This window comes from Herbaspirillum autotrophicum (assembly GCF_001189915.1).
GTDB classification, from domain to species: domain Bacteria; phylum Pseudomonadota; class Gammaproteobacteria; order Burkholderiales; family Burkholderiaceae_D; genus Herbaspirillum; species Herbaspirillum autotrophicum.
The window spans coordinates 26824-38524 of record NZ_LFLS01000020.1; the positions used below are offsets into that span (position 1 = coordinate 26824).

Here is an 11701-nt window from a genome sequence, read left to right on the forward strand (position 1 = left end):
CATCATTGCGGGTCGCGTCATGATCTGACGCTTTGACGGGGCAGGGGGAGCCAGTCTCGTCGATTTTCAACACGGAGAAAAAATGTCTGCTGCATCACTTATACAAGCACCCGCGTCAAATCCCGGCCAGCAAACATGGAAATTATATGTATTTGCGACCGTCATTCTGGTCATCGCCGAATTCATCGGTTCGCTGACCTTCAAGCTCGGACCCGGCAAGATCGTATTACTGCCGATGGTGTGGGCGTTGATCATGGGTGCCATCCTCGGATCCCTGCAATCGCGTTTGCCGGGCCCGTTATCGCTCGGGCAGCCACTGCAATTCCGGGCCGCCGCCATTTTGCAGCCAGCATTGCTGCTGTTTGTCGCCAAACTGGGTTTGATGGTCGGCAGTTCTTTGCCAAAAATCATCGAGTCGGGCTGGGCCCTGGTATTCCAGGAATTCGGCCATTTCGTCGGCACCATCGTGATCGGTTTGCCGCTGGCCTTGTTGTTGGGGATCAAGCGCGAAGCAATCGGCGCGACATTTTCGGTTGGTCGTGAACCGAGTCTGGCGATCATCGGCGAGCGTTACGGCATGGATTCTCCGGAAGGCCGTGGCGTGCTGGCGGAATACATCACCGGTACTTTGTTTGGCGCGGTGTTCATCGCGGTGTTTGCCGGCTTTATCGCCAGCCTGAATATTTTCCATCCTTATGCATTGGCGATGGGCGCCGGTGTCGGATCGGGCAGCATGATGGCCGCCGCTGCCGGTGCCATTGCCGCGCAGCAGACGCCTGAAGTGGCCAAGGATGTGGCAACGTTTGCGGCTGCCAGCAATCTGATCACCACTACCATCGGTACCTACTTCACCCTGTTTATTTCCTTGCCGCTGGCGGTATGGGGTTACCGGGTTCTGGAACCGATCATCGGCCGCACCACATCGTCGTCGACTACACCTGAAGACAATCTGCATCGCGAAACGCATCTGGAAACTGCCGAGCTGAACCTGGTGCAGCGTCTCGGCGCCTGGGTGTTCGCTGGTGTGCTGACCATCATCGCCAACTGGATCACTTACAAAGTGACACCGCTGGAATCGATTGGCTGTATCGCCATCATGGTCGCTGCGGTATTCGTCGGCGACTTGCTGCGCTCGCTGACTGGAAAGAAAATCCCGGCGGTGTGCTGGGTCACCGTGGTCGCCATGTTCCTGACTTCGCCGGCCTGCCCATGGGCAGCCGAGATCGTGGCGATTACCGGCAAGGTCAACTTCCTGGCTGTGATCACACCGATGCTGACGTTTGCCGGCTTGTCGATTGCCAAGGATATTCCGGCATTCAGAAAACTCGGATGGCGCATCGTGCTGGTGTCGTTCGCAGCCAATGCCGGCACCTTCATTGGTGCGACACTGATTGCCGAGTTCTTCCACTAAGATTTGTTCGTGAGGTTGCAGCCGTCTGCTTTGCAGGCGCTGTAATTCACGCATGGCTGGAGGCAGTCACCAAAGTAAAAAATGCAGCAACAAACAAAAAGCGCATTTCAACGTCAACGTTGAAATGCGCTTTTTTATGGCGAGGCCATACGGTGATCGCGGTGCTTCAGCTCAGGGAAGCAGTGCCGTTCTGAAGAGCATCAGGCACTTTTGTATGCGGCCCATCCGACCATCGCCCACGCCAGTAAAAATGCCGCACCGCCAATTGGCGTGATGGCACCGAGAATACGGGTGCCGGTCAGCGCCAGCAGGTACAGACTGCCACTGAAAATCACGATGCCGGCAAACATGATGCCGCCGGCCCAGCCGAGAATGCCGGGTGCCAGTTTTTGCATCAGCAGTGCGATGGCAAACATGCCGAGCGAATGGGCGATCTGGTAGGTGACTGCGGTATGCCATACCGCCAGCATATCGGCATCGAGAATTTTCTTCAGACCGTGCGCACCGAAGGCGCCGGCGGCAACGGCAATGAACATGCTGGCCGAAGCCAGAATAAGAAGCAGTCGTGCGGTCATGAAAATCCCGGATTTTGATAAACAAGCGCTTATTCTAATCGAAGGCCGCATGACGCTGCCGGCGTCTGCTTGCCCGGGCAAGGTGACATGCGTCTCAGACGCCTGTCACGGAAATACATCAGCAATGCATTCAGGTGCCGAAGATCGGCAACAGTCGCATTACGGCATCACGCCATTCACGCGGTTCCGGCTGGCCGCTGCCTTTCTTGCTCAGGAAACTGGCGATGCGCGTGCCCTGACGATTGAACAGTTCCAGTGATGTCACGATGCCGTCGGTGGTCGGCTTCTTGGCAACCCAGACCGAATCGATATGGTCTTCGCGCAATTGCATGCGAAAGCCGCTGTTCATGATACCCATCAGCGAATCGCGGCTGCGGATGTTCTTGATCTTGCCGTAATAGGCCTGGACGATGCCGGCATTGCCTACCTGCGACATCACGGAGGTACCGAATTCAGCCATGCGTTGCAGGATGATGCGTGCCGAGTCGTTGGCGACCTGATAGGCGAACGCCTTGCCGGCCAGACGCAGCTTGCGCAGGCGTTGCTGATCGAATTGCTCCTGCTGTTGCAGGAAGTCATCGGGGCTGTGGGCATGCGCCCAGTCGGCGCGCAGCGCATTGATGTCGATCGTATTGTCGATGCCGTCGGCCTGTGCCGTGCCGGAAGCCAGTTGCAACGGCGAGGACTGATCGGGCGATGCAAAGTCGCCGGCCAGACGACGGAATGCGTCAAGATCGCTGGAGTCATGCATCAGGATCTTGTGCATCATTTCGCCGCGATGATCGAAGAACTGAAAACTGTACTGCGGCGGACCATCGCAATTGGCGTCATCGAGCAGGGCAAAACCATATTGCCATTGCGGATAAAAGATGCGCAGGTGGACGGCTTCGGCTGATTCGTTGTCAGTATCGCTCAGGTGAGGATGATAGATATCGCCGCTGACATTGTGCTTTTCGAGCGAGGCCGAATGATTGCAGGTCAGATCGGTGACGTTGCCGACTTCATTGAGACGTTGCAGCAATGGCGCGAACGGGCCTTGCAGTCGAATCGCATTCGGTTGCGCTGCCAGTTGCTGGGCATCGGTCGGATTGCGCCAGCATACCGGGATTTCCGGAAGCAGGGATTCCGCCACGGCGGCGTTGGAGTTGGTGGTATTCATTTGGCAGGTCCTGTTGCAGTCTGCCGTGCAATTCGTCCGTACCGCGAGGGCAGGGCCAGATGCTGGCAGTGATGAGGCTTGAGTCTGACGCCGGTGTCGGTGTCAGACCGGGTATTCTGGTATCTGGTTCAAGCTGCTTGAAACATTTTTTCAGATGATAATAATTCTCGTTTATTATTCTCGATAGCGCACCTGAATGCAAGAAGGGAAATGTTTTTTTACAAAATCCTGATCGACCTGACATGCCTGTCAGCGGCGCATTGTCGTTGCTGTACTCAGACATTTTCCCTCGTGCCCGAACCTGACAATTTCCTGAGGATCAGAAAAATCAGTGCAGTCGCCATGAATTCGACAATCGCGATGCTGGTCAATCCTTTGCTGTAGTGCCCGGTAGTGCTCTTCAGATAGCCGAGCAACTGGGGCGAGAAGTAGCCGGCGAGGTTGGCGATGGAGTTGATCACGGCGAGCCCGACCACAATGGCCGTGCCGGAAAGATAACGTCCCGGCAATTGCCAGAATGTCGGGATCGCCCCCATGGTGCCGGCGGCCGACAGCGCCAGTGACAAGATCACGCCGGCGGCACTTTTCTCGGTCAGGAAGAAAGCCGTCAGCAACAAGCCGATGGCGCCGATGGCGGCAGCGACGGCGGTGTGCATGTGCACTTCCTTGTTGCGATCTGACAGATGACCATTGATCACCATGCCCAGCCAGCCGCAGCAATAAATCCCGGCCATGATCCAGCCCAGCGTCTGCATGTCGGTAAATCCGACTTCCTTGACCAGGCTCGGGCCGTAATACACCAGCGTTGCATTGCCGGCGATGATGCAAAAGAACACCATGATCAGGGTCCACATTCTGAGGCTGCGCAACGAACTGAAGAAACTGTGCTCACGCGGACCCAGCGCCTGTTCTTCTGCCGCAAGCTCGGTGGCAATGTGTTCTTTTTCGCGCGCATTCAGCCAGCGCGCATCGCGTGGCCGGTCGGTCAGCAGGAAGTACGCCGCCAGCCCCGCCAGGATTGACGGTATGCCTTCCAGCACGAACAGCCATTGCCAACCCTGATAGTCGCTGACGCCTTGCATGGATTCCATGATGAAGGCGGCCAGCGGACTGCCGACCACCAGAGAGATCGCCGACGCCGACACGAAAACCGCAAGCGCCTTGCCGCGCCGGTGGGCCGGCAACCAATAGGTCAGATACAGAATCACGCCCGGTTGCAAACCGGCTTCGAATGCGCCCATCAGAAACCGCAGAATGTAGAACTGCGTAGTGGTCTGGACCCACGCCATTAAGATGCAGGTGACACCCCAGCCGATGGTGATGCGCATGATGGTCTTTTTGGCGCCGATCTTTTGCAGCAACAAATTGCTCGGTACTTCAAAGAAAAAATAACCGATAAAGAAAATACCGGCGCCGGCGCCATATACCGCATCTGACCATTGCAGATCGTTCATCATGGTCAGTTTGGCAAAGCCGACATTGACCCGGTCCAGCCACGCGAGGAACCAGATCAGGGTGACAAACGGAATGATGCGCCAGATCACCCGGCGAAAAGTAATGTCGCGGTCGGCGGCGCTGACGGTAATTCCAACGTCTGGACTGATGGTTGTCGTGTGCATGAAATTCCCCTTTTGGCGAAGGCGTTGCCGGTCAAGACAAAAAGCCTGCTGGCGATGGTCCGGTGTCGCGATCTTTCGGCACATCTCTGGTGCGCATTTCCCCTGTAGTGGAATGCAATGCAAAGAATGTGCCATGCGTCAGAATTGGCGTGCTGAAGTGTTGATGAAGATTGTCGGGATATGGCCGGCGCCAATGCCGAGTGCGCCGGAATGATGCGGCGTCGGATGCCGGCAGGGAAGAGCGGGCAGTGTGCGAACCGCTGTTACGACATCAGTGGTGATGTGGTTTTTTTGGGGAACTCGCGTCGATGCCGGAGGAAGAGAAGAGGGCGCTTGCATGCGCGCCCGGAAATAATATGCCGGAAATGACAAAGGGACTTCAATTGCTTGAAGTCCCTTGTGTTTTTTGCTTGCTGCTTTGTACTGCTTGCATTCGTGGTAGGCCGTGCGGGATTCGAACCTGCGACCAACGGATTAAAAGTCCGCTGCTCTACCAGCTGAGCTAACGACCCGAAAGACCGCTATTATATGAGAGATTAATCGGGCATGTCAAACAGCGCGGTAAATTATTTCAATGCCGCCAGTCTTTCCTTGCCGGTTTGCGCCGCAGCGCTGTCCGGATACTTGGCAATCAGTGATTCCAGAGCCTTCTTCGCTGCCGCCTTATCCTTCAATTCCGCATACGAGCTGCCGATGTTGAGCATGGCGTCGGCTACCTTCGGATTATCCGGGTAGTTTTTCACGACCAGCTGCTGAGCTGCAATGGCGCCCTTGTAGTCGCGTTGTGCATACAGCGAATTGCCGAGCCAGTATTGCGCCGACGCGGCATAGCCGGATTGCGGATAACGTTTCAGGAAATCGGAAAAGGCATTGCCTGCGCCCTTGTAGTCGCCACCCTTGAACATGCCGAGTGCAGCGTCATAGGACTTCTGTTCGTTTATTTCGACGCTGACTTCCTTGCCGTCGACCGTCACTCGTTGTGGTTCGAGCTTGCGCATGCGACTGTCGAGGTCGACATAGAAGTCCTTCTGGCGTTGTTGCGTATTGGCCAGTTCGTTGGTGAGGACTTCTACCTGACCGCGCAACTTGGCGATTTCCTGGCGCAACTGATCATTTTGATCGGACAGGCTCAGCGCGCTGTTCTTGTCCGACTTGTTGGCCATGTCGCGTTGCAGGGAATCGACTTTGTTGCGCAGATCGAGAATCGCCTTGCGTGCCTCGTCGTCGTCAAAAATACCTGCATGTGCCGTCATCGGGAAATACGCCACAGCGGCCAGCATGGCCACTGCGGATACCGACTTCAGTGCAGATGTGAGAGAGGTACGCATGCGGATTATTGATAGGCGATGTCAGCGCGGCGGTTTTCTGCCCATGCTGCTTCATCGTTACCCAGTGCCTTCGGCTTTTCCTTGCCGAACGAAACTGCTTCTACCTGTGCTTCGGATACGCCCAGCAAAGCCAGTGCCTTGCGGACTGCTTCGGCACGTTTCTGACCGAGGGCCAGATTGTATTCTGCGCCGCCGCGATCATCGGTATTGCCCTGGATGATGACCTTGCGATCCTTGTGTGCATTCAGGTACTTGGCATGGGCTTCCACCACCGAGCGGAATTCTTCCTTGACGCTGTAGCTGTCATAGTCAAAGTAGATGCTGCGCTTGGACAGAATGCCTTGCGGGTCGTTGAGCGGATCGGTGGAACCGGCGTTGACGGTATTGACCGAACGCGGATCAGCACCGCCGGTACCGGCGCCGCTGCCGGCACGGTTTTCAACCGGAGCCTTGTCTTCCAGCTTGACCGGGGATGAGCAGGCAGCCAGCAGCAGAGCGCCGGTGAGAATGATTGCAATCGAACTAAGTGTGCGCATTTGAAACTCCTTGTCGTGAATGAATGTGAATTGTCTTTATTTCATGAACGGACCCCAGGTCGGTTCCCTTACATCACCTGCCTGAGTTGTTAAGCGCTGTTTGACTCGTCCATCCACCGACACGATGGCGAGCGATCCGCGACGACCAGATTCTGTTGCATACATGATGTACTTGCCGTTTGGCGAAAAGCTGGGCGACTCGTCTTTGACGGTGTCCGACAGGCGTTGTTCCTGACCGTTGGTCAAATCCAGCGCATAAAGCTGAAATTTACCTTCGCGCCGGGAAATATACGCCAATACCTTGCCATCAGGGGACAGGCGCGGGCTGATGTTGTAGCTGCCGCTGAAGGTCACGCGCTGAGCGTCGCCGCCGCTGATGCCGACTTTGTAGATTTGCGGGCCGCCGCTGCGATCACTGGTGAAGTAAATGCTGCCGCCATCCGGGGAAAACTGCGGTTCGGTATCGATACCGTTGGTATTGGTCAGGCGGCGTACACCGGAACCGTCGGCATTGATGATGTAGACCTGCGTCAGGCCGTCGCGCGTGAGCGCCACTGCCAGTCGCGAGCCGTCAGGCGACCATGACGGCGCCGAGTTGCTGCCCTTGAAGTTGGCGACGACGGTGCGTTGACGAGTCACCAGATTCTGCACGTAGATGATCGGTTTTTTCGCTTCAAATGAGACATACGCCACTTTGCTGCCATCCGGCGACCAGGCTGGCGAAATGATCGGCTCATTCGAGCGCAGCGCCACCTGATTGCCTTCGCCGTCGGCATCGGCTACTTCCAGGCGGAATTCCTTGCCGGCCTTGGTGACATACGCGATGCGGGTCGAGAAGATACCGGGGATGCCGGTCAGTTTCTGATAAATGTCATCGGCGATACGGTGGGCAGTCAGGCGCAACTGTTGTGGCGGGGTGCCGATCGACAATGCCGACAACTGGCTGGACTTGAGGTTGTCGAGCAGGCGGTAACGCACATCGAAGCGGCCGTCGGCCAGACGCTGCACGCTGCCGACGACCAGTGCATCGGCGCCGCGCGCTTTCCAGTCGGCATAGTTGATGGTGGAGGTTTCCGACAAGACGTCGCCGGTATCGATCAGTTTGAATACGCCGCTGCGGGCGAGATCGGCCTTGATGATGGCGGACACCTGCTGCGGTGCTACCGACTCATTGGCAAACGACGCGATGGCAATCGGAATCTGGCTGGCGCCAACGCCGGAAATTTCCACCCGCAACTGCGCGTGCACCACGCCGGCGAATGTCAGTCCCAGGGAGGTCAGTGCAATCAGGGTCAGGTTACGCAGGGTTCTGATCATTGTTTACTGGTCTTTCGGTTTGTGGATAACGGTAAAGCTGCCGGGCACCTTGCCGTCCTTGTCGGGCGGGAAGGGCTGCGATTTCTCGATGGCGCGGGCCACGGCTTCATCGAAACCGGGCACATTGGACGACCTGGTCTTGCGAATGCCGCGCACCGAGCCATCGGGCAGCAGTTCGACAGCATATTCTACCGGTGGGTTTCCTGCCAGACCGGCCGGCACCTCGAATATCGTGTTGGAGCGGATCTTTGCCCCTACTTTATTGGCATAGCCGGGGTCGCCGCGCGGTCCTTGCGACTTGGCCGCATCACCGGTGCCGCCGGCCTGACTCATCATGCGCTTGAGGTCGTCCTGACGGCGTTGTTCGGCTGCCTTGCTATCGGCAGCTTGTTGCTTCTGGCGCTTTTCGGCGGCCAACTTGTCGGCTTCCGCCTTCTTCTTGGCGTCGGCATCTTCTTTTTGCCTGGCCAGTTTCTGGTCGGCTTCCTGTTTCTCTTTTTTCAACTTGTCGGCTTTTTCGCGTTCAAGCCTGGCTTCTTTCTCGCGTTCTTTCTCTTGTTCCTTACGCTCTTTTTCCAGCTCCTTGCGCTTCTGTTCTTTCTTTTCTTTTTCCAGGGCAATATCGGGTTTGACGACCGGCGTCTCTTCGACTTTCGGTGGCGGTGGGGGGGCCTTGACCACCGGCGCCGGCACCGGTGGTGTTGGTTTTGGCGGTTCTGGTTCGGCTACCGGCGGCGGCAATGGTGCTGCTTCGCGGACTTGGGGATCCCAGATTTCGGCTTCGACGGTCAGCGGCGTTTCATTCTGCCAGCGGATGCCGACCCACAGGAACGCCAGCAAGGCCATGTGTACTACCACTGCCAGCATGATGGCGCGCCAGCGGCCTGGTTGTCTTGGTACTTGGTAAGGTGCGGAACCGGTCATATTACTTGGTGGCAAGTCCTACCCGGGTAATGCCGAGCTTCTTGGCGGCGGAAATGACCTGGACCACTTCGTCGTATTTGATGTCCTTGTCGCCGGAGATCATGACTGCCAGATCAGGATTTTCCGCATGCAAGGCTTGCAGCTTTTGTGTCAGGTCGCCGCGATTGGATGCGGTTTGCAGTTTGGCTCCGCCGCTTTTCGGACCGTTTACGCGAATCGTGGCGCTGGTGTCCGGTTTGAGTGCGATCTCGATATAGTCGCTCGGCGGCGCGGTCGACTTCCCGGCGGTCGGCAGATTGATCACGCTCGGATTGGTCATCGGCGCGGCCACCATGAAGATGACCAGCAGCACCAGCATCACGTCGATGTACGGGACGACGTTGATTTCCGATTTGAATTTGCGTGGCCGTCCGCCCCGCAATGAAGACGAACCTGACATTAGCGGGCCTGACGTTGCAAGATGTTGGAAAATTCTTCGATGAAGCTTTCAAAGCGGATCGCCAGCCGATCGATATCGTGCGAGTAGCGGTTATATGCCACCACCGCAGGAATCGCGGCGAACAGACCGATGGCCGTGGCAATCAGGGCTTCGGCAATACCCGGTGCGACTGCCGCCAGCGTGGCTTGTTGCACATTGGCAAGGCCGCGGAATGCATTCATGATGCCCCAGACGGTACCGAACAGACCGACGTAAGGAGAAACCGAGCCGACCGACGCCAGAAATGCCAGATGCGATTCCAGCGCATCCATTTCGCGCTGATAGGCCGCCCGCATGGCGCGTCGTGCGCCATCCAGCAAGCCGCTCGAATCAATGGTGTTGCCTTTGCCGGCAGCCTGCGAGGCCTTGGCCTTGTTGAATTCGCCCATGCCGGCCTGGAAAATCCGTTCCAGCGCGCCACCGTTGCCGCCTGCTTTGCGACGGTTCGATAAGGTATCTTGATAAAGTGCCATCAGATTGCCGCCCGACCAGAACGAACGCTCAAACTCTTCAGTCTGGCTGCGCGCGCTGCGAATCGTGAACATCTTGCGGAAAATGTAGGTCCAGCTGAATACCGAGGCGGTCAACAACAGCAACATGACAAGTTGCACAAGGATGGACGCGTTGGTGATCAGGGAAAAGAAAGAAAGATCTTGTGTAACAGTCATGGGGGGATGTGGGGGTTCGGTCAGGTAGGTCGTCGGAGGAATTCAATTGTACGTGCAAATCTTTTCAATTCCGCTACAGAGCAGTAAATATCCGTATTGCTGGTTGATCAGCGCCGGTGTTCCGGATAAAACCCGGAACGCTCCCGGGCTGGTGCAGATTATAAAGCCCGCTGAATGCAGGCCAGCATTTCTTGCGGGATTGCTTGCGGCCTGAAGCTCGCCGCGCCGACGCATACAACGGTAATGCGTCCGCGCGCCAGCAGTGTCTGCTCTGCGCCATTCACGCGCCATGCTTCCTGTAAAAATTCCAGCGAGGCATTGCGCTGCTTTTCGACCACGACCGACAGTTTCAGTTCATCGTCAAGCCGCGCCGGTGAAAAATAATCGACCGAGGTATTTTTGACAACAAACATGATGCCCTCGGTCTGCACCAGCGTGTGCTGGTAATAACCCATGGCGCGCAGCCACTCGGTGCGGGCGCGTTCGAAGAACTTCAGATAGTTGGCGTAAAACACCACGCCGCCGGCATCGGTGTCTTCGTAATACACCCGCACATTCCATGAAAACGCGGTGACGCTGCTGTCGTCAGCCGCGCTTGCTGCGGCATTGCTGGCACTCATGTTATTGCACGCGTTTGATGTTGAGCGGACCAAAGCCCTGGCAGGTTGGCATCATCTCAATGTAATTGATGTTGATGTGGGCCGGCAGCGTCGCGATCCAGTAGGCGGTCTCGGCGATGTCTTCGGCGGTGAGCGGGGTAGTGCCTTCGTAGACCTTGGCGGCTGCGGCGTCGTTGCCCTTGAAGCGCACGTTCGAAAACTCGGTGCCGCCGCACAAGCCCGGCGCAATATTGGTGGCGCGCACGCCGGTGCCCACCAGATCGGCGCGCAGATTCAGCGTGAACTGATCAACGAAGGCCTTGGTAGCGCCATATACATTGCCGCCCGGATACGGATAGGCGCCGGCGATCGAACCGAGACTGATCACGAGGCCGCGTCCGCGCGCCACCATGCCCGGCAACAGTTGATGGGTAATCGTAACCAGACCCTTGATGTTGGTGTCGATCATGGTTTCCCAATCCGACAGCGCCACCTGTTGCGCTGGTTCGAGGCCCAGCGCCAGACCGGCGTTGTTGATCAGGACATCGATTTCCTGCCAGCCGGCAGGCAGCCCGGCCAGCGCCGCCGTGATGGATTCCTTGCTGGTGACGTCAAGCACCACCGGCAACACATTGGCGCCGAGTTCGGCGGCCAGTGCGTCAAGGCGGTCTTTGCGACGGCCGGAGGCAATGACCTTGTGACCATTTTGTGCAAATTTGCGTGCCATTTCAGCGCCGAAGCCTGCTGTTGCACCTGTAATCAAAACGATCATCTGTGTTCTCCTGGGTAAGTTTTTTTCATGCAATGAACGAGCAACAAGCGGAAATTGTAGCCGAAAGCAAGATTCAACGAGATGAGACACTTTCATTGGTCAGCGCCGCGCCGAATCTTGCCGAAAACTATGCCTTCACTTACAATGCGCAGACCATTTCGTCTCACGTGACTGGCGAAAAGACCGGACCTGCTCCGGACAAGATGGATATCCATCGGGAAGCGTGAGATTTCATTAGCCGTGCGCCTGGGCAGCCCTGAATGGAACGTGCGACTGAGGCTGCCTGCTATTCCCTTTCTGTTGGCCCTCATTCGA

12 protein-coding genes, 1 tRNA gene and 1 riboswitch are annotated in these 11701 nt (G+C 56.9%); of the genes, 1 reads left to right on the plus strand and 12 read right to left on the minus strand.

The annotated features are described in order from the left end of the window. Positions 1-82 precede the first annotated feature (82 nt). A complete protein-coding gene (locus AKL27_RS16045) occupies positions 83-1411 on the plus strand; it encodes a DUF3100 domain-containing protein (protein ID WP_050463863.1) in 1329 nt (442 codons plus the stop codon). A 200-nt stretch (positions 1412-1611) separates the two neighbouring features. Here AKL27_RS16045 and AKL27_RS16050 read toward each other — a convergent pair whose 3' ends face one another. The 12 genes from AKL27_RS16050 to AKL27_RS16105 form a co-directional block, all read right to left on the minus strand. After that, complete coding sequence (locus AKL27_RS16050; RefSeq protein ID WP_050463864.1) at positions 1612-1986, minus strand: DUF423 domain-containing protein; 375 nt, start codon at positions 1984-1986, stop codon at positions 1612-1614. Positions 1987-2116: 130 nt separating this feature from the next. Then, a complete protein-coding gene (locus AKL27_RS16055; RefSeq protein WP_083439093.1) occupies positions 2117-3145 on the minus strand; it encodes a ChuX/HutX family heme-like substrate-binding protein in 1029 nt (342 codons plus the stop codon). A gap of 275 nt (positions 3146-3420) precedes the next feature. Then, on the minus strand, positions 3421-4764 hold the full coding sequence (locus AKL27_RS16060; protein ID WP_050463865.1) for an MFS transporter: 1344 nt from the start codon (positions 4762-4764) through the stop codon (positions 3421-3423). 436 nt (positions 4765-5200) lie between these two features. Next, a tRNA-Lys gene (locus AKL27_RS16065) sits at positions 5201-5276 on the minus strand. A gap of 54 nt (positions 5277-5330) precedes the next feature. After that, complete coding sequence (ybgF, locus tag AKL27_RS16070) at positions 5331-6092, minus strand: tol-pal system protein YbgF (RefSeq protein ID WP_050463866.1); 762 nt, start codon at positions 6090-6092, stop codon at positions 5331-5333. Between the two features lie 5 nt (positions 6093-6097). Further along, complete coding sequence (gene pal / locus AKL27_RS16075; RefSeq protein WP_050463867.1) at positions 6098-6628, minus strand: peptidoglycan-associated lipoprotein Pal; 531 nt, start codon at positions 6626-6628, stop codon at positions 6098-6100. A gap of 36 nt (positions 6629-6664) precedes the next feature. Continuing rightward, a complete protein-coding gene (tolB, locus tag AKL27_RS16080) occupies positions 6665-7945 on the minus strand; it encodes a Tol-Pal system beta propeller repeat protein TolB (RefSeq protein WP_050463868.1) in 1281 nt (426 codons plus the stop codon). Between the two features lie 3 nt (positions 7946-7948). Continuing rightward, the gene (gene tolA, locus AKL27_RS16085) at positions 7949-8869 is read right to left on the minus strand and encodes a cell envelope integrity protein TolA (RefSeq protein ID WP_050463869.1); all 921 of its coding nucleotides are present in this window, start codon (positions 8867-8869) and stop codon (positions 7949-7951) included. Between the two features lies 1 nt (position 8870). Then, a complete protein-coding gene (locus tag AKL27_RS16090; RefSeq protein ID WP_050463870.1) occupies positions 8871-9308 on the minus strand; it encodes an ExbD/TolR family protein in 438 nt (145 codons plus the stop codon). Further along, the gene (tolQ, locus tag AKL27_RS16095; RefSeq protein ID WP_050463871.1) at positions 9308-10015 is read right to left on the minus strand and encodes a protein TolQ; all 708 of its coding nucleotides are present in this window, start codon (positions 10013-10015) and stop codon (positions 9308-9310) included. Before tolQ ends, AKL27_RS16090 begins: the two co-directional genes overlap by 1 nt. 158 nt (positions 10016-10173) lie before the next feature. Further along, the gene (gene ybgC, locus AKL27_RS16100; RefSeq protein WP_050463872.1) at positions 10174-10635 is read right to left on the minus strand and encodes a tol-pal system-associated acyl-CoA thioesterase; all 462 of its coding nucleotides are present in this window, start codon (positions 10633-10635) and stop codon (positions 10174-10176) included. A 1-nt stretch (position 10636) separates the two neighbouring features. Then, on the minus strand, positions 10637-11386 hold the full coding sequence (locus tag AKL27_RS16105) for an SDR family oxidoreductase (RefSeq protein WP_050463873.1): 750 nt from the start codon (positions 11384-11386) through the stop codon (positions 10637-10639). Positions 11387-11543: 157 nt separating this feature from the next. After that, positions 11544-11645, plus strand: a riboswitch (ZMP/ZTP riboswitch). The last annotated feature ends 56 nt before the right edge of the window (positions 11646-11701 follow it).